Origin of the sequence: Bradyrhizobium ontarionense (assembly GCF_021088345.1) — a bacterium.
Classification (GTDB): Bacteria; Pseudomonadota; Alphaproteobacteria; order Rhizobiales; family Xanthobacteraceae; genus Bradyrhizobium; species Bradyrhizobium ontarionense.
The window spans coordinates 7772508-7794172 of record NZ_CP088156.1; the positions used below are offsets into that span (position 1 = coordinate 7772508).

Here is a 21665-nt window from a genome sequence, read left to right on the forward strand (position 1 = left end):
GCTGTAAGAGTGGCGCTGCGGAACCAGCACGCCGCCCGATAAAGAAGCGTCCACGCGGAGACGTTGGCAGGGTCCACCCACGACGGCGGAATTGCTGTCCCTGGAGATGGAAGGTCCCACTAAGACCTTGCAGCTACTGCTCATTGATACCGGCATGATGACACCTCTTCTATGCTGCTTTGCGGCATGATCATTGCTTCACTGCAACATGCCGGGTCAACAGAGGAGTAGGTGGATGAGACGAACCATCCTTTGGCTTGGCATGCTTTGTTGCCTGGGGGTGAGTGCGAGCGCGCGAGATCTCGGTCAGTGGGGATCGGCTGATCCCGCGTTGCGCCAATGGTATGAGGCCTTGATGCAGCCGGATGTGCCGACGGCGTCCTGTTGCGGCGAGGCCGACGCCTACTTTGCCGATGAAGTCCATGTCCGCGACGGCCGGACGTACGTGATCATCACGGATGACCGTCCTGATGAGCCGCGCGGTCGTCCGCACATCGATGTCGGCACAGAAATCGAAGTCCCTGATCATAAGTTGAAGTGGGACAAGGGCAATCCGACCGGTCACGGTGTCATCTTCTTGAGCCGCAATCGGTATGTGTTCTGCTATGTGCAGCCGGGCGGCGCCTGAGCGCTGCCGATCCGGATCATCGTCAATGACGGCCAGGCGATTCTCGCGCACGGATCATGCTGCGTTTGCCCGGTGAGGAGCTTGAGTCAAGCGATGCGATGATTGAGGCGGAACGGCGTCGCTTCAGACAGCGGATTTCGCTTTGTGCAACTGAGCGACAGCTGCCGAGAAGCGCAGAGAGCCCGTCGAGCCTTGCGTTCTATCGTACGCAGCCCTAGCTTCCGTCCTGGTGCGAGCAATGCGCCAGTCAATGATAGTCTGAACTTGGGAGCTTGAAATGGCCTGGAAGACACCGAAGATTGTCGAAGTGCCCGTTGGCATGGAAATCAACATGTATGCCTGCGCGGCGCGCAAGTAACGACTAGCGATCTGCCAAGCCCTTAAGAGCGATATTCGCTACCGAGTGGCTTGGCGGATCCATTCTTGTGTTCGGGACGATCCGTGAGATGGTCCCGATGGTCGGCTCTTCGGTCGATCAGGGTGACGACCAGAGACCGCGAAACGATCAGACGTCTTGCGTGTCGAACAGGTAGAGGTCGACGCCGCCATCGGCGAAGTTGGGCAGATCGCCCGCCGCCGCCTTGCCTTCGGGCGAGCCCATTCCCGCTTGCAGCGCCTGCATCGAATCGAACGTCAGGGTGGCGACGAGGTGGATGTTGGTGGCGCCGGCCGGCCCATTCACGGGGCCGCGGCTGATGTCGTAGGTCTTCAGGCCCGGAATCTTCTTCGCCAGCGGCACATGGATGGTCATGTAGTGCTTGTCGAACGCCTCGGCGCTCTTCGGGGTCTTGTAGAGTACGAGAACCTTGGGCATCTGCTTCCTCCGCATTCGCTTTCTTGAGGTCGATCGACCAACGCCATTGCAGCCGATCTGCGGGTTCGGATCAAGCGTCGGGACCCGATTCGCCTAATGATGGTCGTTCCTGTCGTGGTTCCAGCCCATAAAGCGGGGCGCGATGAGAAACCGATGCAGCCTGATGTCGTAGTTTCAGGTAGTCTCCGACATCAGGCTTATCGAAGGACACAGAGCCATGAGCCCCATCGATCTCGTCATCACGGTCTGCGCGGTGCTGTCACCAACCACATGCGAGGAGCAACATCTCGTTTTCGAGAATGGCGGCGCGTCCCTGCAGCAATGTGCGATGAAGGCGCCGCCGTACATCGCCCAGTGGATCGGTGAGCACCCGAAATGGACTGCGGTGCGGTGGCGTTGCGAATATCCGCACGCCAACGACAAGGCCTGAATCGCAGCGCCGACCTGCGAAAAGGCGGCGCGGTGGCTGCCTACTTCGTGCACTCCTTGAGGTCCTTGTCCGCCACCGAGACCACGGCGTCGACCTTGATGTCCAGGTCGCGAACGATGCACTGCCGGCTGCCGGCATAGCTCACCTTGGCATCGTAGCGTCCCGGTTCGACCCCGGTCAGCCGCAGCCGTTCGTCGTGATCGAGCTCCTTGTCCTTGTCGTTCAGCGTGTGGTTGGGCCCCCAATTGTTCTGTCCGGCAGGCGACAGCTGGAAGCCGGTCATGGTCGCGGTGGTCAAATTCCAAAGCCGAATGCCCTTGCCCTGTGCGAAGGCCATGATCGGCAGGCTTGATAGAATGATTGCCGTCACGGTAAGTGCGGGTCTCATGGCGTTTCCCTGTGGCCGAATGTTCATTGATTGCCATGACTATGACACGGACAAATCCAGTTGCGCCAGATCAGCCTTCAGCGCGGCGACGATGGCATCTGTGCGCTGCACGCGCGGGATCTCGATCGGGACAGTGTGGAGCAGGCGGGCAGGGCGCGAGGACAGCAGGAAGATGCGGTCGCCCAGCCGCACGGCGTCGTCCACGCTGTGCGTCACCAGAAGCGTGATCATCGGCCGGTTGGCGACGAGGGTCGCGATCTCCTCGCGCAGCCGCGCGGCGAGTGCATCGTCGAGCGAGGCCAGCGGCTCATCCAGGATGAGAAAATCCGGCTCGACCGCGACCGCCCGCGCCAGCGCCACGCGGCGGGCCAGGCCGAGCGACAATTCACCCGGAAAATGGCTGCGATGGGCGTCGAGTTCGAGCACGCCAAAGATCGCTGCGAGCTTCGCATCAGCGATGCCGGGTGCTGCAAGCCGGACATTGTCCTCCACGGAGCGCCACGGCAGCAATCGCGGCTCCTGGAACACCATCGCCAGCCGCGCGCCGGCGGGTTGCGACACGTGGCCCTGATAGTCGGTATCCAGACCGGCGAGGATTCTGAGCATCGTGCTCTTGCCGCAGCCGGAGGGCCCGACCACGACTCCGACCTCTCCTGATTGGAGCGCGAACGCAATGCCGGCGATCACCTCGTGGCGTTTGCCGTTGGCGCCGGTGTAGCTCTTGGCGCGGATGTCGACCTCAAGCCGCACGGAGCCGCCACCGGGATGCCCGCTGCTCGAACGGCTGGACGAAGAGGGTTTCGAAGACCAGAACCACCGCGGCGAAGCTCAGCGAGTAGGCCAGCAGGAGCGGGATGTCGAACAGCTGGAAGGCGACGCCGATCTCGAAGCCGACGCCGTTGGGACGTCCGAGCAGCTCGGCGACCAGCACGATCTTCCAGACCAGCGACAGGCCGGAGCGCGCAGCGGCCGCAATATAGGGGGCGAGTTGCGGCAGCAGGACGTGGCGCAGGATGCGCCCGCGCGGAAAAGCGAACACCTTCGCCATCTCGTCGAGTGCGGGATCGAGCGCCCGGGCGCCCTCGCGCAGTGTCACGACCGCCGTCGGCAGCTTGTTGATCGCGATGGCGGCGATGGCCGCGACCTCAGTCAGCCCCGCCCAGATATAGGCGAGAACGATGACGACGAGCGCAGGCAAATTGAGCAGCAGGATCAGCCAGGGATCGCCGAGGCGGTTGGCGAGCCGGCTGCGTCCCATGAGGTAACCGAGGGCCGATCCCAGGGTCATCGCGAGCGTGAAGGCGAGAGCCACCCGCGCGAGCGTCGCGCCGAGGTGAAGGAACAAGGCGCCGGATTGGGCCTCGGTCATGGTGACCGCCAGGACGGCCGCCGGCGGCGGCAGCTTGGCACTGCCGGCAATCGCGGCGGCAATCCACCACGTCGCGACGAACAGCGCGAAAGACAACAGCCGCAGCACCTCTAGTCCCTCGCATCCGCCTTGTAATAGGTGCCGGGACTGAGCTCAGCGGCGGGGCCGACCAGATCGCGCCCGCCGATCGCGGCGAGCACGCCATAGAGAATGCGGGCGTCGGCCTCTTCCTCGGCCACCGGCCGGCGCGGAATGCCCTCGCGGTAGCGGTCGCGATAGGCGCGCAACGTGGCATCGTCCTGTGCCCCGGTCAGCGAGGCGATCGCCTGCCAGTCGGTATCCGAGGTCGCCAGGATCTCCTTGGCCTTGGCGGTGACGGACAAGAAGCGCGCGACCAGATCGCGGTGCGTACCGGCCCAGTCCTCATCGAAGACGTAGCCGATCATGGCCGTGCGACCCTTGGCGCCGAACGGCGGCAACAGATCCTCGACGCCGGCGAGACGGCGAAAGCCTTTGGCCTCCAGCGCAGCGCAGAAATTCCAGTAATTGAGACCCGCATCCATCTCGCCGTCCGCCAGCTTGGCGGCAAGCAGCGGCGGGGCCCCATAGGTGATGGTCGCCTGCGATTTCAGGTCGACGCCGTTGCGCTTGAGCGTGGCTTGCAGCAGCAGCCAGCTCTTGTCGAGCGGACCGCCGGCCACTGCGAGCTTGCGTCCCTTGAGATCGGCGAGAGTCTTGATCGATGACGTGGCCGGCACCATCACGGCGCCGAGCGCGCTCGAATAGGGATAGAACGTCAATTTGGCGCCGAGCGCGCGCTCGCGCGACACCCACAGCCAGTCCGACACCATGATGTCGGCATTGCCGGCACGCAGCGCGATCTTGCCGGCCTCCGGACTAGCAAGCTCGACAGCGTCGATCGCGATGTCAGCCTGCTTGTCGAGCTGATGGGCGCGGATCACGGCCAATTCCCAGGCGAATGTGCCGGTCTTTTGCACCGCAACTTTGACGGTCTCGGTGGCGCAGCATGCCGACACCGGCAGCACTGCACAGGCGAGTATCGCGATCAACCATCGACCGATCTGCGTCATGGGCCCGTATGCGTTTCCTCGAGATGTGTTCTTTTCAGCCTCATTTTCTTAGCATAGCTTTGGCTGCGATGCTGCGGAGGACTGTCATGCGTTGTGCTGTTCCGGTAGGACCGATTGTCGCCATTTGTCTTGCGTTGATCGGCATGAGCGGCCCTGTCAGCGCCGAGGACCTCAACGACTATCCGACGTCGGCGCGCGCCGAATATGTGTTCGGCTGCATGAAGGCCAATGGCGAGACCCGCCAGGCGATCTCGCAATGCTCGTGCTCGATCGACGTGATCGCGTCGATCATCCCGTATGAGCGGTACGTGACGGCAGAAACCGTGCTCAGCATGTCCCAGGTGCGAAGCACCCTCGGGACCCAGTTCCGCACCTCCGAGCAGGCCACCAGCGCGCTGAACGACCTGCGCCGGGCGCAGGCCGAAGCCGAAGTCAGATGTTTCTGAAGCCTTGACACTCCCGCGGATCATCAGGTTCCTGAACCGTCCGCCGGCCAATCGTGCTCGAACACGTGGCCTTGCGTATCCTTGGCCTCAGCGCGGAATTGCTTGGCGCCGTTGGACACGTAGCTGAAGCGGATGTTGGGGTCTTCGGAGATCGAAATACCGCCTTCGACTGACAGCACCAGGCTGCCGTCCTGGGACAGCGTCAGCCGGTCGATGAAGAAGGCCGGGATGTAGAGCTGCGTGACCTGGTCCATCTGCAGTCCGGAATTGTTCGGATGCCCGATCATGACCTGCGCCTCGCGCATGCCGCTGGTCGCGCCATTGCCGGCTTGCGCGAACTGCCGGTAGCGCATCTGGCCGATGTGCGCCTTGGCCTCGTCCGGATTCTTCGCAGCCGGCGCCGAGCAGCCGCCGGAGGCCTTGACGAAGGTCTTGACCACATAGAGCTGACCGTCGGTGAGCTCGGCCACGGCATGCACGTCGGTATAGTTGTTGACGCGGACGCGAGTCGAAATCGCCGTCACGTTGGCGTCAGCGCCGAGCGTGAACTTGGCGGCCATCGGCGCCGGATTCTGGTCGATGACCAGCGTGATCGTCCTGATCCGGCGCTCGTCGGCAGGAGACAATTTGCTGCGCAGGGTGACCGGCACGACCGAGGCATCCTCGGCGCGGGTCGGCATCTCGATCGCGATGATGTCGGCGCCGTCCTGCATCGCCTTGTTGTTGAAGATGTCCTGGACCAGTCCTGGCCAGGGATCGTAGCTATCTGCGGCTTTCGCAGGTGCGAACACAGATGCGAATGCGAAGCTCAAGAGCAGGGACAACGACAGACGGGACCGGATCATGGCAGTCCTCCCAGGACGGCTGTTGACATCATCATAACGCGTCGCTCCCCTCATTCCCATTCCAATTCTGAGAACGCCGCGGTCGCATTGCGGGCGTTGTAGTCGTCGAATAGCTCCCATTTGCCGCGTTCCGTGTCCGCAGCCGCCGCGGCATCGGCAATCGGCTTGCCGGCCGCGATCAGGCCGCGAACGTCGTAGGCCAATGTGTCGAGGTAGCGGCGTTCGTCGGTGAGCGCCAGCGGCCAGGGGCTGACGGGCCCGTGGCCCGGTACCACGCGATCGGCAGGCATCTCAGCGAGAGCTCCGATATCCGCGATCCAGCCGCGCAGGCTTCCGTCCATCACCGGGACGTGACGCAGGAAGACGAGATCGCCGGCGAACAGGGTCCGGCTCTGGTCATCATAGACGGTCAGGTCGCAGTCACTGTGAGCAGTGCTCCAGGCTTTCAGCGTCAGGGTGCGGCCGCCGATGTCGAGCGGCATCTCCCCGTCGACCACGATCGACGGCGCGACGAGGCGGACCTCGTCGATCAGCTCGGCGCCCATCAGACGGCGGAACGCCTCGATATAGTGCGGCCCGCGCAACGCCAGCGCGCGCGGCAGATTCCTGGCACCCACGAAGGTCGTGCCGTCGTTCTGGAACGCTGCGTTGCCGAACACATGGTCGGGATGAGCGTGCGTGTTGACGACATAGCGGATTGGCCTGGTGGTGCGGGCGCGGATCGCCGCGAGCAAAGCGCGTCCCTCGCGGACGCTACCGCCGGTATCGATCACGGCGACCGCGTCGGAGCCGATGATGAACCCGACATTCGCGATCGCGCCCTCGTTCTCGGCATTCATCAGCGCGGTCTGCCCGATATGGACGAAAACGCCGGGTGCAATCTCCTCGACCTCGAGTTCCCGTTGTGCGGCGTGCAGGGCGGCACCGAGAAGCAAGGCGCAACTGAGCGCGAAACCGACCACGATCCGCCTTACCATCGGCTCGCCTCGCTTGTGTTTGACGGGCTCATCCCGTTGCGAGCGCTGCGGCGCAACATCCGGTCAACTCTTCGCGATAGCAGCAGCTGTTGCGCCCGCGAGGCCGGCGGCCTAGCATTTTCAAAAATACCTCGATGCGCTCCATAGGGATGGAAATACGGATGACGAAGCGTCACATGCTTGCCTGCTCGCTGGCTTTCGCCGCGGGGCTTACCCTGATCGGACCGGTCACGTCTCACGCGCAAAGCAATGACGGCCTGGACCTGTCGATCGAGCTCGTCGATCCCAAGGTGCTCAGGGTCTGCGCCGATCCGCGCAACCTGCCGTTCTCCAACGAAAAAGGCGAGGGGTTCGAAAACAAGCTTGCCGAGTTTTTTGCCGCCAAGCTGCAGAAGAAGGTCGATTACACCTTCTTCCCGCAGGCGACCGGCTTCGTGCGCCTCACGCTCGGCTCGCATCGCTGCGACGTGATCATGGGCTTCCCGCAAGGCGACGATCTGGTGCAGAGCACCAGCCCCTATTACCGGACGTCCTACGCGATCGTGACCAAGCCGGGCTCCGATCTCGCCGATGTCACGACCTTGGAAGATGCCAAGCTCAAGGGCAAGCACATCGGCATCGTGGCGGGCACGCCGCCGGCCACCAACATGGCGCTGGCCGGGCTGATGACGACGGCAAAACCCTATCCGCTGATGATCGACACCCGCGTCGATTCCTCGGCCGAGGCGATGATCAACGATCTGAAATCGGGTGAGATCGACGCCGGCGTGTTGTGGGGCCCGATGGCCGGCTACTACGCCAAGCAGGCGAGCCCGCAGCTGCACGTGACGCCGCTGGTCAGCGAGACCAGCGGGCCGAAGCTGATCTATCGCATCGCGATGGGTGTGCGCGGCGCCGACCAGAACTGGCGGCGCCAGCTCAACAAGCTGATCCAGGAGAACCAGGGCGAGATCAACAAGATCCTGCTCGATTTTGGCGTGCCGCTGTTGGACGAGGGCAATCATCTGATCACCGCCGAGGCTGCGGCCAAGACGTCGCCATGACGGTTCGGCTCGCCGTCGTGGCGTTGGCAGGCGCGCTGCTGATTGTCCCGGCGGCGCGAGCCGACGATCTCGTGGCGGAGCCGGACAGCTATCGCACCGAGAACTACCGCGCGCCCGTGCCGACGACGCTGGCCGGGGCGCGCGTGCTGTCGACGCAAGATACCGAAGCAATCTGGCGCGCGAAATCTGCCGCCTTCATCGATGTGCTGCCGCGGCCGCCGAAGCCGAAGAAGCTGCCGGAAGGGACGGTCTGGCGCGACCAGCCGCGCCAGGACATTCCCGGCAGCATCTGGCTGCCCGATACCGGCTATGGCGTGCTGGCGCCGGCGACCGAGGACTATCTGAAGCGCGGGCTTGCCCAGGCGTCGGGCGGCGATCCCGGTCGTCTCCTCGTCTTCTACTGCCTCGAAGACTGCTGGATGTCGTGGAACGCCGCCAGGCGGGCGTTGACCTACGGCTATCGCAACGTCGCCTGGTATCCTGACGGCACCGACGGCTGGAGCCGCGCCGACCTGCCGCTGCAGCAGACGCAGCCAGAGCCGCGGCCGGAAGAGTGATCGCTGTCGCTCACACCCGCGAACGCGGCTCCTAACTATTTTGCTCGTCATGCGCGGGCTTGACCCGCGCATCCACGTGGTGCCGCGTGGCACGACGTGGATGGCCGGGACAGGCTCGGCCATGACGATGCTGATACAGCGGAGCGCTCTCTCGGTGCGTTCATGGTCCAGAGCGAGCGACATCCGTAGACCTACTCCATGTCTTGCTGAATCTCGCGGGCCAGTGCGAACAGGCGCTGGTCGATCGCGGTCGGCACTTCGCAGACGAACTTCATCACGCGACGGCGGTCCTCGAAGATGCGCGTCTCCCAATTCACCTGGTTGGCCAGCTCCTCGACCTTGGCCTGATCCGGCGTCGCGCCGCTCTGCAACTCCTGCAGCGCGATGGTGTCGCCACGCACCTTGTCGACAGCCTCGCGCTGCTTGCGCATGACGCGTTCGAGGCCGTTCATGACCGAGGTGCGCTGCGCATTCAGCGTATCGAACAGGCCGGCGAACAGCAGCTTGCCCTTGCGCGCCTTCTCCTCGGCCGTGCCGGTGAGGAAATCGGCGGCGTCCTTCTGCGCCTCTTCGAGCGGGACGCGGCGCGCGGCGAGCTTGGCGACGAGGGCTGCAACCTTTGCATCGTCCTTCCAGCTCGCGCCGACGTCATCGATGGCCGGGCCGGCCCACACCGCCGCGATCGAGATCTCCGGTACCTTGGCCTGCGGGCAGGGCCAGTCCGGATAGCGGGGATCGGCGGCTAGTGCTGCGCTTGTAGATGCCGACAACAGCACGATTGCCGCCAACAGATATCTCGACATCATGCCTCGCCTCCGGGACCACGCCGTACCAAACCACGCGAAGGATCGTAGGCGATGATCGCGCCGATCATGAACACGGCGGTGCAGCCCGCGACCACGGCCAACGAAACCCAGTTCATCTTGCCATACAGCGCGAACCGGATGAGCTCGACCGCGTGGGTAAAAGGATTGGCCTCGCAGAGATAAGCGAGCCAGGGGCTGCCTTCCTCGACGCGCCAGAGCGGGTAGAGCGCCGAGGAGGCAAAGAACATCGGGAAGATCACGAAGTTCATGACGCCGGCGAAATTCTCCAGCTGCTTGATGCCGGAGGAGATCAGCATGCCCAAGGCGCCGAGCATCAGGCCGGACAGGATCAGCGCCGGCAGCACGGTCAGATAGCCCGATGGCGGCGGCGTGATGTCCCAGAACCAGGCGATCGCCAGGAAGGCGTAGACCTGCAGCACCGAGACGGCAGTGCCCGCGAGCAGCTTGCAGAACAGCAGATAGCCGCGCGGCAGCGGGCTCACCAGCAGGGTGCGCATGTTGCCCATCTCGCGGTCGTAGACCATCGACAGCGACGATTGCATGCCGTTGAACAGCTGGATCATCGCCATCAGGCCGGGCGCGATATAGACCTCGTAGGGGATGTAGGTCTCGTAGGGCGGAATGATCGAGATGCCCAGCACCTGGCGGAAGCCGGCGGCGAAGATGAAGAGCCAGACCAGGGGCCGGACCAGCGCCGAGACGAAGCGCTCGCGCTGATGCAGGAAGCGCAGCCCTTCGCGCCAGACGATGCCGGTGAGACACGTGATGTATTCGCCGGCCGAGAAGCCGCTGCGTGGCGGAGCGGGCGCGTGCACGGTGGTGAGGGTCATGGCTCGGAACTCCGCGCCGGACTGGCCTGCGTCGTCAGTCGCGCGAACGCCGCGTTGACGTCGGAGGCGCCGGCCTCGGCCACGACCTGCGGCACCGGACCGCGCGCCAGCACGCGGCCCTGATGCAGCACCACGAGGTCGTCGGTCGCTGCGATCTCGTCGAACAGATGCGTCGCCCAGAGCACGCCGATGCCTTGCTCGGTGACGAGCTGGCGGACGTGGCTGAGGATGTCGGCACGCGCCTTGACGTCGAGCCCGACGGTGGCCTCGTCGAGCAGCAGCAGGCGCGGCCGGTGCAGCAGCGCGCGAGCAATCTCGAGCCTGCGCATTTGGCCACCGGAGAGATCGCGCACCTTGCTGCCGGCGCGGTCGGCGAGCCCGATCCGTGCCAGCAGCTCCGCGCTGCGCGCGCGGGCCTCGCGGCGCGAGATGCCGTGCAGCGCGGCGTGATAGAGCAGGTTCTGCGTCAGCGACAGATCGAGATCGAGCGTGCGCGGCTGGAACACGACGCCGAGCAGCCGCAGCGCCTCGCCCGGCGTGCGGCCGATGTCATGGCCGAATATGCCGATATGGCCGGTCTGCACCGCGAACAGCCGCGTGATCAGCGAAAACAAGGTGCTCTTGCCGGCGCCGTTGAGGCCGAGCAGGGCGGTGAAGCTCGCAGGCCTCACCGCGAAGCTGACGTCGTTGAGCGCCTTGCGGGCGCCGTAGGAATGGCTGACGTGGGCGATCGACAGCGCCGGGACCTGGCTGGCGTCCGGCTGTTGCGCTGGCGCGGTGGAATCGAGAGCGGGGGCGTTGAGCGTGGTCATGGCTGTGCAATCGTGATGCCCCAGGGCAGCTCACCGACCTGGATGGTCTTGATCACCTTCTGCGCGGCAACGTCGATCACCGACACGTCGTTGGACACGCCGTTGGTGACGAGCAGATATTTCTCGTCCGGCGTGAATGCCATGTGCCAGACGCGCTGCCCGACCAGCAGATATTTCTTCACCTCATGGGTGGCGCCGTCGATCACCGCGACGCGGTTGGCGGGGCCGAGTGCGACGAAGCCGGTCTTGCCGTCCTTGGTCAGGCTGATGCCGACCGGCTGGATCGCCTCGCTGCGCAGCCCGGGAACGGCGAACTTGATCTTGCCGGTGACCTCGCGCTTGGTGGGATCGATGATCGAGACCGTGCCGCCGATTTCGGCGGATACCCACAGCTCCGATCCGTCGCTCTTGAACTCGGCATAGCGCGGCCGCGCGTCGACCAGCACGTTGCCCACGATCTGGCGCGAGGCGGTGTCGATGAAATGCGCCATGTTGGTGGTCTCGGAGGTGCAGATCAGGGTCTTGCCGTCAGGGCTGAGCATCATGCCCTCCGGCTCGACGCCGACCTGGACGTCCCCGATGCGGATGCGCTTCTGCAGGTCGAGCACGGTGACCGTGTTGTCGTTCTCGTTGGCGACGTAGAGCGTCTTGCCGGCCTCGTCCTGCGCGAACAGCTCGGGATCGGGGCCGGAGGGCAGGGTGTCGACGATCTCCTGCTTCCTGGCGTCGATCAGCTGGATGGTGTCGTCGTCGCCGACCGCGACCATCACGAACTTGCCGTCGCGCGTGTACGCGATGCCACGCGGACGCTGGCCGACCTTGATCGTCTTGGTCACGGTCCAGGTGTCGGTGTCGATCACCGAGACCGTGTTGCCCTTCTCGTTGGAGACGAAGGCGACGAAGGCGGCGGCGGGTGCTGCGTGGGCCAGTGAGAGGGCGGCGGTGAGCAGGCAGGCTGCTCCGCCGAAGTGCTTGCGAAGTTGTAGCCGTCCTTCGAGACGCCCGCCTCCGGCGGGCTCCTCAGGACGAGGGCTGTGTTGGCGGTGAGATCGAAACCACGCGTGCTTGAGACCTCTCTGGTGAAGCCCCCCGTGATCTCGCCCCTCATGGTGAGGAGCGCCGTCTTCGGCGCGTCTCGAACCATGAGGCCACAGACCTGCGGCCGCTTTAATCTCACATGTCGGATTAGGCATCGTCATCAGCATGATCAGATCCGACATCATTGCAGCTTGCACTTGGTTTCGGGGCGGTCGACGCCGAGGGTGTCGAGCTCGGAGACCTGGTGCAGGAAGCCCTCCTGCGGCGAGACCGAGACGATCATGCGGCCGTCGGCGAGCAGGATCGGCTGGCGCAGTTGTAGGTTCCAGTCGCGCAGCGACAGCCGGGTGCCCTTGAAGGCGGCGATGGTGAAGTTCGGGCTCTTGAGGTAGTCGGTCATCGTCTTGGCGTCGCCGGAGTTGGTGCGCGAGGCGGCTTCGCCGACCATGCGGATGGCCATCCAGGCCTGCATGTCCAACGCATCCATCCGGCGAGACGCCAGCTTCATGAAGCGGTTCTGCAGCTGGGTGGCGCCCCACTGGTCCTGCGAGGGGTCCCAACTCGTGGGGCGCAGGCCGGCCGAGCCGGCGACGGGCCGCGCATCCCAGGTGCGATAGGGCAGGTAGGACGCGAACACCTCGCTCTCATCGGCCGCGACCAGCACGTCATAGGCCGGCGCCTTCTGCGTGAACACCGGCATCTGGCGCTGGATCAAGGTCACGCCGCTATCGGTGCGGCGCGCGCCGCCTGTGTCCTCGAAGGTGCGCTCCTCCACGATCTTGGCGCCGAAGCGGGTGGCGGCGCGGCGCAGTGCGTCGGCGAACAGCCTGTCGTTGTCGTGCGAGCCGGTGACGAGCAGCCACCGCTTCCACTGCTTCCAGACCAGATATTGCGCGAGGCCATCGGCCAGCATCGAGCGCGTCGGCGCGACATGGATCACGTTGGCGCGGCAGTCCTGCTCGCGCAGGCGGTCGTCGGTGGTGCCGACATTGAGCAAGGTGATGCCGCGCGGGCGCAAGGTATCGGCCACTTTCAACAGCGTATCCGCGGGCAGATCGGCGAGGATGAAGCCGGTCTGGCCGGCGAGCTCGTTGGCGGCCTGAGCTGCGTCCTCGTCGTCCTTGACGCGGCGGTCGATCAGGGTGAAGCGCTGGTTGAGGAACTTGCCGGTGGTGTTGTTGTCCTCGATCGCGAGCCGGGCGCCGGCCACGCCATCATCGGGCGCCGGCTGGTCGAGCGGCGACAATGTCTGCGGCACGCCGGCACGGCCGAGATAGCCGATCGCAATGTCGACCGGCTCCGCAGCGCCAGCAGCGGTTGCGGCAGCAATGAGGCCGATCGCGCCGATCAGAGATCGCGCCAGAACTCCCAGGACCACATGTCCTCCCATTGTTCCCTCATCACGTGCCGGACGAGGTTTCGTCTTGCAAGATGACCGAATTGGCCTAGCTTTCAACCCCACTTTTGGACGCGCTCGCATCATTTCGGATCACGACCTTGAAACTCGCTCGTCTGCTCGCGTCCCTGGTTCTGTTGCTTGCGACACCATTGCATGCCGAGCCGCCCAAGGTGGCGGTGTTCGATTTCGAGCTGATCGACACCAGCCTGCAGGGCGAGATGCAGGGGCCGCGCAAGGACGAGCAGGCGCGGCTGGCGCATGCGGCCGAGCAGCTGCGGTCGGCGCTGCAGGAGTCCGGACAATTTCGCGTGCTCGACATCGCGCCCGTTAACGATGCGGCGCACCACAGCAATCTGCAGGCCTGCGGCGGCTGCGACGTCAAGCTGGCTTCCGACATCGGCGCTGATCTCGCCATCACCGGCACGGTGCAGAAGGCCTCCAACCTCATCCTCAACATGAACATCTATCTGCACGACGTTCGCACCGGTAAGCCGGTCGCGGCTGTTACCGCCGACATGCGCGGCAATACCGACGAGTCCTGGACGCGCACCATGGCCTGGCTGATCCGCAACCGCCTGCTGGCGCCGAACTACGGCGCGCCGCAGGCGCAGTAGCCGTCGACTGGCATGCGAGGAGCGTGGCGCCGATGGTGCCCGCGGCCATCCTTCGAGACGCCCGCCCAAGGGCGGGCTCCTCAGGATGAGGGCTGAATGCGTGGTGAGATCCAAGACTCTCCTCGTCGAGACTGCCGCTCGAGACCCTCATGGTGAGGAGCGCCGTGCGCCGACGCCAGCCAAGCCATTGATTCATCAGACGGCGCGTCTCGAACCATGAGGCCCGGAATGCTGCGTCGGCCTCATAAGCTGTCGCCCGACTCAGATGCGCTCGGTCAGGCATGACGGCGCATTCTCGCGGCGGACGACGCCCGAGCTTTGCTTGTCGATCGCCTCTCGAAAAACAGAGAGGCGCAGGGAAGGCCGGGAGCCTGCCGCCCCCATGGCCCGCCTGCAGAAAAGAATGCAGGCGGCAGGTACCACAGGTTCGGCTGGGACATCCCGGCCCTCCCTGCGCGATGGTTTTCACGGTTGCTTCGCGTTCTCCCCGGTGCGCCGGGCTTTCTGGTCACCGTGCGCGACAACACGCTTCTCACGTGCCGCCGCGGGACATCGGCATCGGGATGCCAGGACCACGCGACTTGGCCGTACGCCGTGGCGCGTTCGTCCGCATGCTCTGGGCATCTATGCCCAATGCATGCTGCGCGCCGCCGGCGTCCACCGCATCCCACCTCCACGTTCGTGACGACCGCGATACGCCCTCTCGATGAGGCGGGATGCACGAAAATGTACGTCTGATTTTCTCGACAGGGCAATGGCTGTCGGGGTGCGACATATGAACCCGACGGGCAGCGTGTAATCAGCCGTAGCGGATGGCCGCACAGACAGGGTAGAAACTGAGAAAAGATTGTAGACGTCGTAGCTCCGTGAGTTTGATCAACCAGCCAATGCTTCCTGGCTCATCAATCCATTTTCTTCATTTCCTCGATAAATTTTGTCCATGAGATTTTCTTGCCGTTACCCTGACTAATTTTGCCATTGCACCATTCTAATCCTGTTTTGGTAATATAGCAGTCTCCCAAGAAGCTTCCGTCGTTATCGCGAACCTCGAACTCAATACCTTTAGTCTTAACTTCCATTTCCACGTTAAAATCTTTGATCCTCACTTCCATAGTATTCTCCGTTGATATTTTGAGGCTGAAAGGGCGTCGGTAGATTCTCAGTTTATAGTATCAGTCAATTCTAGCTTCTGAAGCAGGCCGTCGTCAGCGCCCGAGCCGCGCCGCGTGCCAGCGCAGGTGATCGGCCATGTAGGTCGAGATGAAGTAGTAGCTGTGGTCGTAGCCCTCCTGCTTGCGCAGCAGCAGCGGGATGTTGGCCTTCTCGCACGCGGCCTTGAGCAACTCGGGGCGCAGCTGCTGGACCAGGAACTGGTCGGCATCGCCGACATCGACCAGCAGGTCGGAGACGCGCGCGCCATCCTCGATCAGCGCCACCGCGTCGTGCTTGCGCCAGGCGGCCTTGTCGGCGCCGAGATAGCCGCCCAGGGCCTTCTCGCCCCACGGCACCTGCGAGGGCGCCACGATCGGGGAGAACGCGCTTGCCGCGCGATAGCGGCTCGGATTGCGCAGTGCCACCGTCAGCGCGCCATGGCCGCCCATCGAGTGGCCCATCACCGATTGCCTTCGCGGGTCGACGGGGAAGTTCGCCGCGACCACGCTCGGCAGCTCCTCGGTGACATAGCTCCACATGCGGTAGTTCTTCGCGAACGGCTCCTGGGTCGCATCGACATAGAAACCGGCGCCGAGGCCGAAATCATAGGCATTGTTCGGATCGCCGGGCACGCCGTCGCCGCGCGGCGAGGTGTCGGGCGCGACGAAGACCAGGCCGAGCTCGGCGCAGGCGGCGCGGAACTCGCCCTTCTCGGTGACATTGGCGTGAGTGCAGGTCAGGCCCGACAGATACCACACGACGGGCAGCTTCGTGCCGTCGGCATGCGGCGGCACGAACACCGAGAACGTCATCTCGGTCTTCGTCTCCTGGCTGGCATGCCGGTACACGCCCTGGACGCCGCCATGGGACTTGTTCTGGGAGACGGTCGTGAGCGTCATGGGATCACCTGTCAGAAAAGATATGGGAGCGGCGGAAAGCACCGCGCCGCCAGGTCGCGAGTCAAGCGACGCCGTTCTCGATGGCCAAACGCACCAGCTCGCCGGACGTTCTGACGCCGAGCTTCTGGCGTATGATCGAGGACGTATTGGCGACGGTCTTGTAGGACGAGTGGATCAGCCAGGCAATCTCCGAGAGGCTCTTGCCGGCGCTGAGCAGCCTGAGGATCTCGAGCTCGCGCGAGGTCAGCTTGGTCAGCGGGCTCTGCGCGACGGCCGCGCCCGCAAACGCGATGCTGCGCGCAATGGAGGGCGGCAGATAGCTGCCGCCGCGCGCGACTTCGCGGATCGCTTCGGCGAGGTCGTTCGGGTCGCCGCTCTTCGACACGTAGCCCTTGGCGCCGAGGTCGATGGCGCGCGCCGCGAACACCGGATCGTCGTTCATGCTGAACATGATCAGGCGGGCGGTCGGATCGCGTGCCAGGATGCGGCGCGCCAGCTCGAAGCCTGAGACCGTCGGCAGGTTGATGTCGACCACGCTGACGTCCGGCCGGCGCGCGATGAAGCTCGCCTCGCCGCTCTCGGCATCGGATGCTTCGAGCAGCTCGAGGTCCGGATCGGTCGACAGCAGGGCACGGCAACCCGATGCCACGATGGGATGGTCGTCAACGATCAGAACGCGCATGGCCTTGGGGTCCCTGACGTCTGCATCGCGTCATTGTTGCGGTGCATCAAAGATGCATCCTGCGCGATGTTGGGTCATGCTGCGATTAGATCGCTCGCGGATTTGTCTGTCAATGTGAGCGCGCAGGAAACACGGTGGCGTCGAGGCGAAGAAAATGTGGCAGAAATTATCGTTGCGGGCGCGCATCAACCTGCTGCTGGCGCTGGTTCTGGCGCTGGGGCTCGCCATCAACATCGGTCGTCTCGCGCTGGAAGCCGCGCCCCGCGTCCTGGCCGAGGATCAGAGCGTCATCCGCCTCGCCCGCGCCTTCGTCGAAACCATCATGGACGAGGTCAATGACGCGCCGGACCCGGATGCCCGGCTGAACCGGATCGTCGGCGATCTCGGGCAGCTGCGGCATGTCAGCGTGACGCGACAGGCGATGCCGGAGCCGATGCGGCCGTCGCCGGGCGCGGGTCGCGCGGCACCGGCCTGGTTCATCGCGCTGGTGCATCCGGACAAGACCTCGGTGAGCATGCCGGTGATCGTCGCCGGGAAGGGCGATACGCTGGTGATCACGTCGCACCCGGACGACGAGATCGCCGAGATCTGGGACGGGATCGTCACCCAGCTCGTCGTCGGCTCGCTGATCGGCGTGGCCCTGTTCGGGATCACGATGCTCGTGGTCGGTCGCGCCCTGGCGCCGCTTGCGGATCTGTCGGATGCGATGAGCCGGATCGAGGCCGGCGCCTATGATTCCCGCGTCAAGCCGGGCGGCGCGCCGGAGCTCGCCGCGCTCTGTGGCAAGCTCAACCATCTCGCCGGCGCGCTCGGCGAGGCTGTCGAGGAGAAGCGGCGCCTCGCGGAGCGCACCGTGTCGCTGCAGGACATCGAGCGCAAGGAGATCGCGCGCGAGCTGCATGACGAGTTCGGGCCGCATCTATTCGCGCTGCGCGCGCATGCCAGCGCGCTGATGCGGCTATCCGAGACCGACACCCCGCCCGACATGGTGGCGCTGCGCCGGCATGGCCAGGCGATCCTCGACCAGGTCAACGCCGTGCAGCAGTTCAACCGCCGCATCCTGGAACGGCTGCGCCCGGTTGGGCTCGCCGAACTCGGCCTGCGCGAGGCGCTCGGCGCGCTGGTGCGGCTGTGGCGGGAGTCGCGGCCGGAGATCGTGATCGAGACCAGATTTACCGACACCGTCGTGCGCAGCAACGAGACCGCCGAGCTGACGATCTACCGCGTGGTGCAGGAAGCATTGACCAACGTGTTCCGTCACGCCGATGCCACCGCGGTCGACGTCACCATCGAGCCGCTGCAGCAGACCATGGCGGGCCACCGCCGCAGCTACACGCGGGTGCGCGTGCGCGACGACGGCCGCGGGCTGAAGCCCGAGCACAAGCTCGGCTTCGGCCTCGTCGGCATGCGCGAGCGGCTGCTGGCGCTCGGCGGCACATTGACCGTGGCTTCGACCGGCGCGGGCGTCACGATCGAGGCGATGGTGCCGGCTGATGCGGCGTAGGCCGGACCGGTACAGCTGTCGTCCTCGTCGTTGACGGCGCGTCGGGCCATCCAGCTTGCGCCCCTGCGGTGCATCGTCGTCAGCACGGCCTCGGGTTGGAACATCGCCTCACCTTCACGATTGCCAAAGCGGGACGTGCGCCGGCTGCGGTTTGCACGTTCTCGCCTTCCTCGCGTCCGAGGAGAACAGAGCTGCGGCAAACAGGGACGAGCCATGGGACAAATCGACGAATTGGGTCTGCAGCAACGCATCCGTGACCGCGCCCACGCGCTGTGGGAGCAGTCCGGGCGGCCGGAGGGCCGTCAGGATGAGTTCTGGCACCAGGCCGAGCACGATATCCAGGAGATGGAGCAGTTGCACGAGGAGGCCACCGCACCCCCGCCGACGATGCTGCCGGGTTGAATGCCGTGCGTAGCGCGTGGGCACGGCTAGCGATCCTCAAGCGATCAAAGGACCAACTGATGAGCAAGGAAACACCGAAGGATGATCCGCGCCAGCAGACCGACGAGGGATCGGTGAAGCAGACCGACAAGCCCTGGGCCGGAAACCCGGAGAAGGAACAGCGCTCCGATTCCGCCAAGGACCTGGAGAAGTGGGCTGAGACCAAGACCCACTGATGTGCGCGTGCTTTGCGCGTCAGCGAGCCCATTGGCCAACCCTGGTCTGCCGGACTGCCGTCACCAAGGGCGCAATCCGGGATTTCACCGGCTGGCGCGCGCAGTTGTTGGTCGAGAAGGGCATCCGCTGATGATCACCCGTGACGAGAGCTCGCGTCGGATTTGTCGGATGTCCGACAGCGCGCGATGCGACACGTCGCGCGCTCCGTCGTCTCGTCATGCAAAGGACATCTGCTCGCACGGCGCGGGCTCGACCTGCACCGGCCAGATGGAAGCGGCGGCCGTGTCGCCCTGCCGCTCGTCGAGAATGCGCTTCACGGAGCGCGAGCAGAGGCCGCACTGAACCGCGCAGCCGAGACAGTCATAGACTTGTGCCGGCGACCCGAAGGTGATGTCGGCCGTCGTGACGATGTCGCGAATGGCCGTGTCGCTGATGACGTTGCAGGAACAAATGATCATGGCTGTTGCTCGCTTCTGCAAACAATAAGCAACCGGGATGCCAACGGCGCCGCGCGGAAAAGCGGCTAATCAGAATCGTTCGAAACTGCTGGGATCAGCGCGAGCGGGCCGGCGCGGCGCCGGTCGCGCCCTTGCGGGCGCGATCAACCGCGTGCTGGCGGATTGCAGCGAGTGTGGCCTGCGCGAGCGCCTGGCCACGCGCGTCGATGCCGGTCCATTGCGCGTGGCGGCCGCGCGGGTCGATCTCGCCGAGCGCGATACCGGCCGGTACGTCGCTGCCGTCGCGGACGATGCCGCGCAGGATGCCGTCGTAGGGCGCGGTGACGGGGGCGCCCGAGAGATGGCCGACGACGAAGCCTTTGTAGATGCGCGTGCCGATTTCGACCGGCGTGTGCCAGCGGCCCTCATAGGGCGAATGCACCAGACGCTCGGCCCCGACGCCGCCGAGCTCGCCGACATCATCCTTCGCCAGGGTCCAGCCGTCGCGCACGATCTGCCCGAGCCGGTCCGGCCGGGTCTCGATGGCCACATCGCAATTGGCCGACGGCGAGAAGCCCGGGCCGATGCCGATCGACAGCCGCGTCATGCCGCGCAGGTCGGGGGTCACATCGCGTGTCTGCATGCGCGCGTCGATCAGCACGTCGATTGCGCGGACCGGCAAGAGATCGAGCAGCCCGAGCCAGGTGACGAGCACGTGCTGCGGGGCGCGCAGCGCCTTGAACACCTCCATCGTGCTCTCGATGCGCTCACCGATCACGTTGTCGATGCAGGTGTAGTCGCCATACAGGGCATCGTGGAAGGCCATCTTGCGGCGCATGACCGGCGGATTGGGATCGTGCGACAGCACCACGCAATAGCCGGCGCGATGCAGGTGGACGCCGAGCGCCGAAGCCGTCTCGTTGGTCCCCAGCACCACCGCGAAGCCGAGTGCTGCATTCGTCCCCATGTCTTGGTCCATACAGCGTTGGGTCTCGCGGCTGATTCTTTCTTGAGACTGGAAAGCCTGATTCCAGTTCGGATGGCCTGCTCGTCGAGCAAGAGTTGGACCATCGCCAAGGCTCTTCAAAAAGAGCCGCGGTTTGAAGGCCTTGCGACCGGCGCGGCGGAAAGCCGACGCTGGACATGGTGCTGAATCGGCCAACTTGTCGGGAACGCGACAATGAGATGCGGCTTTGCGCGTGATTTTCGCTGGCCCGGATTCTGCACAACCACCGCATGGCGATACCACAGGCTGCTCAGATCAATCTGCGGATGCCGAGAGCCCGCAAATCCCGGATGGGCGAGTTCAGCAGACGATTATCGACAGCCGGGGCCGGAACTGGTGCATCGGCCCATGATCAGGACCGCATGAGGTGAGCCTCGATCTCGACCAGGACGTCCGCGAGCCTGCCGCCGAAGCGGCTGCGGCGATCGAGTCGTGTCCGTTTCACCGGGATCTCGCGGCCGCCGAGCGGCCGGGGCGGACTGAGCAGAGAACGCTGGTGCTCACCGGCGGTTCGCGCGGCATCGGTCATGCCACCGCCAGGCTGTTCTCCGACGCCGGCTGGCGCATCCTCACCTGCTCGCGCCAGCCGTTCGACGGCGCTCGTTGTCCGTGGGATTCGGGTGCAGACAACCATGTCCAGTTCGACCTGAGTGACCGCGCGGCGATCCCGCGCGCGATTGCGGAGATCAAGGGCAAACTCGACGGTGCGCCGCTTCATGCCCTGATCAACAACGCCGCGATCTCGCCGAAAACCGGCGACGGCGGCCGGCTCGACTCGCTCTCGACCCCGGTCGAGACCTGGATGACCGTCTTCCATGTCAATTTCCTCGGCCCGATCCTGCTGGCGCGCGGGCTGTTCGAGGAGCTGAAGCGCGGGCAGGGCGCTGTCGTGAACGTGACGTCGATCGCCGGCACCCGCGTCCATCCCTTTGCCGGCACGGCCTACGCAACCTCCAAGGCGGCGCTCGCCTGCCTGACCCGCGAGATGGCGCACGACTTCGCGCCGCATGGCATTCGCGTCAACGCCATCGCGCCCGGCGAGATCAAGACCGAGATGGTGTCGCCGGAGACCGAGGCGCGGTTCTCGCCGCTGATCCCGATGCGCCGGATCGGTGCGCCGGAAGAGGTCGCCAAGGTGCTGTTCTTCCTCTGCTCGGACGCCGCGAGCTACGTGACCGGCGAGGAGATCCAGATCAACGGAGGGCAGCACCTGTAGGTCGATCGGAGCACGGCGCTGTCTACACGTTGATGTGAAGAGG

28 protein-coding genes and 1 pseudogene are annotated in these 21665 nt (G+C 65.0%); 12 read left to right on the forward strand and 17 right to left on the reverse strand.

Features of this window, described 5'->3' with window-relative positions; all coding sequences use genetic code 11:
* Positions 1-355: 355 nt before the first annotated feature.
* A complete protein-coding gene (locus LQG66_RS33970; RefSeq protein WP_231320158.1) occupies positions 356-628 on the forward strand; it encodes a hypothetical protein in 273 nt (90 codons plus the stop codon).
* 277 nt (positions 629-905) lie between these two features.
* A complete protein-coding gene (gene pqqA, locus LQG66_RS33975) occupies positions 906-986 on the forward strand; it encodes a pyrroloquinoline quinone precursor peptide PqqA (protein ID WP_009031067.1) in 81 nt (26 codons plus the stop codon).
* A gap of 147 nt (positions 987-1133) precedes the next feature.
* Here the strand turns inward: pqqA and LQG66_RS33980 are convergent, their stop codons facing one another.
* Positions 1134-1442, reverse strand: a complete 309-nt coding sequence (locus LQG66_RS33980) for an EthD family reductase (RefSeq protein WP_231320159.1) — start codon at positions 1440-1442, stop codon at positions 1134-1136.
* 217 nt (positions 1443-1659) lie between these two features.
* Here LQG66_RS33980 and LQG66_RS33985 point away from each other — a divergent pair, with 217 nt between their 5' ends.
* On the forward strand, positions 1660-1872 hold the full coding sequence (locus LQG66_RS33985) for a hypothetical protein (RefSeq protein ID WP_231320160.1): 213 nt from the start codon (positions 1660-1662) through the stop codon (positions 1870-1872).
* Positions 1873-1912: 40 nt separating this feature from the next.
* Here the strand turns inward: LQG66_RS33985 and LQG66_RS33990 are convergent, their stop codons facing one another.
* From LQG66_RS33990 to LQG66_RS34005, 4 genes are read right to left on the reverse strand one after another with little or no spacing between them, the layout of a single operon-like run.
* On the reverse strand, positions 1913-2260 hold the full coding sequence (locus LQG66_RS33990; RefSeq protein WP_231320161.1) for a hypothetical protein: 348 nt from the start codon (positions 2258-2260) through the stop codon (positions 1913-1915).
* 39 nt (positions 2261-2299) lie between these two features.
* Positions 2300-3010: an ABC transporter ATP-binding protein gene (locus tag LQG66_RS33995; protein ID WP_231320162.1), complete on the reverse strand. Its 711-nt coding sequence runs from the start codon at positions 3008-3010 to the stop codon at positions 2300-2302.
* On the reverse strand, positions 3000-3737 hold the full coding sequence (locus LQG66_RS34000; protein WP_231320163.1) for an ABC transporter permease: 738 nt from the start codon (positions 3735-3737) through the stop codon (positions 3000-3002). Before LQG66_RS34000 ends, LQG66_RS33995 begins: the two co-directional genes overlap by 11 nt.
* A 2-nt stretch (positions 3738-3739) precedes the next feature.
* On the reverse strand, positions 3740-4720 hold the full coding sequence (locus tag LQG66_RS34005; protein ID WP_231320164.1) for an ABC transporter substrate-binding protein: 981 nt from the start codon (positions 4718-4720) through the stop codon (positions 3740-3742).
* An 86-nt stretch (positions 4721-4806) separates the two neighbouring features.
* Here LQG66_RS34005 and LQG66_RS34010 point away from each other — a divergent pair, with 86 nt between their 5' ends.
* On the forward strand, positions 4807-5166 hold the full coding sequence (locus tag LQG66_RS34010) for a hypothetical protein (RefSeq protein ID WP_231320165.1): 360 nt from the start codon (positions 4807-4809) through the stop codon (positions 5164-5166).
* Between the two features lie 23 nt (positions 5167-5189).
* Here LQG66_RS34010 and LQG66_RS34015 read toward each other — a convergent pair whose 3' ends face one another.
* Both LQG66_RS34015 and LQG66_RS34020 read right to left on the reverse strand, forming a co-directional pair.
* The gene (locus LQG66_RS34015; protein WP_231320166.1) at positions 5190-6011 is read right to left on the reverse strand and encodes a quinoprotein dehydrogenase-associated SoxYZ-like carrier; all 822 of its coding nucleotides are present in this window, start codon (positions 6009-6011) and stop codon (positions 5190-5192) included.
* Between the two features lie 50 nt (positions 6012-6061).
* Entirely contained in the window at positions 6062-6988 is a 927-nt protein-coding gene (locus LQG66_RS34020) for a quinoprotein relay system zinc metallohydrolase 2 (RefSeq protein ID WP_231320167.1), read from the reverse strand.
* Between the two features lie 161 nt (positions 6989-7149).
* Here LQG66_RS34020 and LQG66_RS34025 point away from each other — a divergent pair, with 161 nt between their 5' ends.
* Both LQG66_RS34025 and LQG66_RS34030 read left to right on the forward strand, forming a co-directional pair.
* Positions 7150-8031, forward strand: a complete 882-nt coding sequence (locus LQG66_RS34025; RefSeq protein ID WP_231320168.1) for a substrate-binding domain-containing protein — start codon at positions 7150-7152, stop codon at positions 8029-8031.
* Positions 8028-8588 carry a PQQ-dependent catabolism-associated CXXCW motif protein gene (locus tag LQG66_RS34030; protein WP_231320169.1) on the forward strand — a complete coding sequence of 187 codons (561 nt, stop codon included), beginning with the start codon at positions 8028-8030 and terminating at the stop codon, positions 8586-8588. The genes LQG66_RS34025 and LQG66_RS34030 overlap by 4 nt, the downstream gene beginning before the upstream one ends.
* A 191-nt stretch (positions 8589-8779) precedes the next feature.
* Here LQG66_RS34030 and LQG66_RS34035 read toward each other — a convergent pair whose 3' ends face one another.
* The 5 genes from LQG66_RS34035 to LQG66_RS34055 all read right to left on the reverse strand — a co-directional run bounded on the left by LQG66_RS34035 (position 8780) and on the right by LQG66_RS34055 (position 13485).
* A complete protein-coding gene (locus LQG66_RS34035) occupies positions 8780-9394 on the reverse strand; it encodes a hypothetical protein (RefSeq protein WP_231320170.1) in 615 nt (204 codons plus the stop codon).
* Positions 9391-10245 carry an ABC transporter permease gene (locus LQG66_RS34040; RefSeq protein WP_231320171.1) on the reverse strand — a complete coding sequence of 285 codons (855 nt, stop codon included), beginning with the start codon at positions 10243-10245 and terminating at the stop codon, positions 9391-9393. Before LQG66_RS34040 ends, LQG66_RS34035 begins: the two co-directional genes overlap by 4 nt.
* Positions 10242-11057, reverse strand: coding sequence for an ABC transporter ATP-binding protein (locus tag LQG66_RS34045; RefSeq protein ID WP_231320172.1), 816 nt, complete (start codon positions 11055-11057; stop codon positions 10242-10244). Before LQG66_RS34045 ends, LQG66_RS34040 begins: the two co-directional genes overlap by 4 nt.
* Positions 11054-12007, reverse strand: coding sequence for a YVTN family beta-propeller repeat protein (locus LQG66_RS34050; protein ID WP_231328052.1), 954 nt, complete (start codon positions 12005-12007; stop codon positions 11054-11056). The genes LQG66_RS34045 and LQG66_RS34050 overlap by 4 nt, the downstream gene beginning before the upstream one ends.
* 269 nt (positions 12008-12276) lie before the next feature.
* A complete protein-coding gene (locus tag LQG66_RS34055; RefSeq protein ID WP_231320173.1) occupies positions 12277-13485 on the reverse strand; it encodes an ABC transporter substrate-binding protein in 1209 nt (402 codons plus the stop codon).
* Between the two features lie 107 nt (positions 13486-13592).
* Here LQG66_RS34055 and LQG66_RS34060 point away from each other — a divergent pair, with 107 nt between their 5' ends.
* A complete protein-coding gene (locus LQG66_RS34060) occupies positions 13593-14108 on the forward strand; it encodes a DUF3280 domain-containing protein (protein ID WP_231320174.1) in 516 nt (171 codons plus the stop codon).
* Between the two features lie 902 nt (positions 14109-15010).
* On the opposite strand, the gene LQG66_RS34065 is transcribed toward LQG66_RS34060, so the two are convergent.
* The 3 genes from LQG66_RS34065 to LQG66_RS34075 form a co-directional block, all read right to left on the reverse strand.
* On the reverse strand, positions 15011-15220 hold the full coding sequence (locus LQG66_RS34065) for a hypothetical protein (RefSeq protein WP_231320175.1): 210 nt from the start codon (positions 15218-15220) through the stop codon (positions 15011-15013).
* 93 nt (positions 15221-15313) lie between these two features.
* Positions 15314-16159, reverse strand: coding sequence for an S-formylglutathione hydrolase (fghA, locus tag LQG66_RS34070; protein ID WP_231320176.1), 846 nt, complete (start codon positions 16157-16159; stop codon positions 15314-15316).
* A gap of 61 nt (positions 16160-16220) precedes the next feature.
* Complete coding sequence (locus tag LQG66_RS34075; RefSeq protein WP_231320177.1) at positions 16221-16841, reverse strand: response regulator transcription factor; 621 nt, start codon at positions 16839-16841, stop codon at positions 16221-16223.
* 154 nt (positions 16842-16995) lie between these two features.
* Between LQG66_RS34075 and LQG66_RS34080 the strand changes: the two genes are divergently transcribed.
* From LQG66_RS34080 to LQG66_RS37485, 4 genes and pseudogenes are all read left to right on the forward strand, one after another.
* Positions 16996-18345, forward strand: coding sequence for a sensor histidine kinase (locus tag LQG66_RS34080; RefSeq protein ID WP_231320178.1), 1350 nt, complete (start codon positions 16996-16998; stop codon positions 18343-18345).
* A gap of 213 nt (positions 18346-18558) precedes the next feature.
* Positions 18559-18747: a DUF2934 domain-containing protein gene (locus LQG66_RS34085; RefSeq protein ID WP_231320179.1), complete on the forward strand. Its 189-nt coding sequence runs from the start codon at positions 18559-18561 to the stop codon at positions 18745-18747.
* Between the two features lie 59 nt (positions 18748-18806).
* On the forward strand, positions 18807-18962 hold the full coding sequence (locus LQG66_RS34090) for a hypothetical protein (protein WP_231320180.1): 156 nt from the start codon (positions 18807-18809) through the stop codon (positions 18960-18962).
* 35 nt (positions 18963-18997) lie between these two features.
* Positions 18998-19090, forward strand: a pseudogene (locus LQG66_RS37485) (NAD(P)-dependent oxidoreductase); the annotation flags it as partial.
* An 88-nt stretch (positions 19091-19178) separates the two neighbouring features.
* On the opposite strand, the gene LQG66_RS34095 reads toward LQG66_RS37485, so the two are convergent.
* Positions 19179-19421 (reverse strand): (2Fe-2S)-binding protein, encoded by a 243-nt coding sequence (locus LQG66_RS34095; RefSeq protein WP_231320181.1) that lies wholly within the window; start codon positions 19419-19421, stop codon positions 19179-19181.
* A gap of 94 nt (positions 19422-19515) precedes the next feature.
* Positions 19516-20367 carry a xanthine dehydrogenase gene (locus tag LQG66_RS34100; RefSeq protein WP_231320182.1) on the reverse strand — a complete coding sequence of 284 codons (852 nt, stop codon included), beginning with the start codon at positions 20365-20367 and terminating at the stop codon, positions 19516-19518.
* A 406-nt stretch (positions 20368-20773) separates the two neighbouring features.
* Here LQG66_RS34100 and LQG66_RS34105 point away from each other — a divergent pair, with 406 nt between their 5' ends.
* The gene (locus tag LQG66_RS34105; protein ID WP_231320183.1) at positions 20774-21622 is read left to right on the forward strand and encodes an SDR family NAD(P)-dependent oxidoreductase; all 849 of its coding nucleotides are present in this window, start codon (positions 20774-20776) and stop codon (positions 21620-21622) included.
* Positions 21623-21665: the final 43 nt, after the last annotated feature.

Coding starts and splice junctions, on each gene's coding strand:
- LQG66_RS34055 (WP_231320173.1), bottom strand. CDS start 13,485: ATGGGAGGACATGTGGTCCTGGGAGTTCTGGCGCGATCTCTGATCGGC.
- LQG66_RS34080 (WP_231320178.1), top strand. CDS start 16,996: ATGTGGCAGAAATTATCGTTGCGGGCGCGCATCAACCTGCTGCTGGCG.
- LQG66_RS34095 (WP_231320181.1), bottom strand. CDS start 19,421: ATGATCATTTGTTCCTGCAACGTCATCAGCGACACGGCCATTCGCGAC.
- LQG66_RS34015 (WP_231320166.1), bottom strand. CDS start 6,011: ATGATCCGGTCCCGTCTGTCGTTGTCCCTGCTCTTGAGCTTCGCATTC.
- fghA (WP_231320176.1), bottom strand. CDS start 16,159: ATGACGCTCACGACCGTCTCCCAGAACAAGTCCCATGGCGGCGTCCAG.
- LQG66_RS34030 (WP_231320169.1), top strand. CDS start 8,028: ATGACGGTTCGGCTCGCCGTCGTGGCGTTGGCAGGCGCGCTGCTGATT.
- LQG66_RS34035 (WP_231320170.1), bottom strand. CDS start 9,394: ATGATGTCGAGATATCTGTTGGCGGCAATCGTGCTGTTGTCGGCATCT.
- LQG66_RS34045 (WP_231320172.1), bottom strand. CDS start 11,057: ATGACCACGCTCAACGCCCCCGCTCTCGATTCCACCGCGCCAGCGCAA.
- LQG66_RS34075 (WP_231320177.1), bottom strand. CDS start 16,841: ATGCGCGTTCTGATCGTTGACGACCATCCCATCGTGGCATCGGGTTGC.
- LQG66_RS34025 (WP_231320168.1), top strand. CDS start 7,150: ATGACGAAGCGTCACATGCTTGCCTGCTCGCTGGCTTTCGCCGCGGGG.
- LQG66_RS34100 (WP_231320182.1), bottom strand. CDS start 20,367: ATGGGGACGAATGCAGCACTCGGCTTCGCGGTGGTGCTGGGGACCAAC.
- LQG66_RS34040 (WP_231320171.1), bottom strand. CDS start 10,245: ATGACCCTCACCACCGTGCACGCGCCCGCTCCGCCACGCAGCGGCTTC.
- LQG66_RS33970 (WP_231320158.1), top strand. CDS start 356: ATGCAGCCGGATGTGCCGACGGCGTCCTGTTGCGGCGAGGCCGACGCC.
- LQG66_RS33980 (WP_231320159.1), bottom strand. CDS start 1,442: ATGCCCAAGGTTCTCGTACTCTACAAGACCCCGAAGAGCGCCGAGGCG.
- LQG66_RS34010 (WP_231320165.1), top strand. CDS start 4,807: ATGCGTTGTGCTGTTCCGGTAGGACCGATTGTCGCCATTTGTCTTGCG.
- LQG66_RS33985 (WP_231320160.1), top strand. CDS start 1,660: ATGAGCCCCATCGATCTCGTCATCACGGTCTGCGCGGTGCTGTCACCA.
- pqqA (WP_009031067.1), top strand. CDS start 906: ATGGCCTGGAAGACACCGAAGATTGTCGAAGTGCCCGTTGGCATGGAA.
- LQG66_RS34020 (WP_231320167.1), bottom strand. CDS start 6,988: ATGGTAAGGCGGATCGTGGTCGGTTTCGCGCTCAGTTGCGCCTTGCTT.
- LQG66_RS34005 (WP_231320164.1), bottom strand. CDS start 4,720: ATGACGCAGATCGGTCGATGGTTGATCGCGATACTCGCCTGTGCAGTG.
- LQG66_RS34065 (WP_231320175.1), bottom strand. CDS start 15,220: ATGGAAGTGAGGATCAAAGATTTTAACGTGGAAATGGAAGTTAAGACT.
- LQG66_RS33990 (WP_231320161.1), bottom strand. CDS start 2,260: ATGAGACCCGCACTTACCGTGACGGCAATCATTCTATCAAGCCTGCCG.
- LQG66_RS34085 (WP_231320179.1), top strand. CDS start 18,559: ATGGGACAAATCGACGAATTGGGTCTGCAGCAACGCATCCGTGACCGC.
- LQG66_RS34090 (WP_231320180.1), top strand. CDS start 18,807: ATGAGCAAGGAAACACCGAAGGATGATCCGCGCCAGCAGACCGACGAG.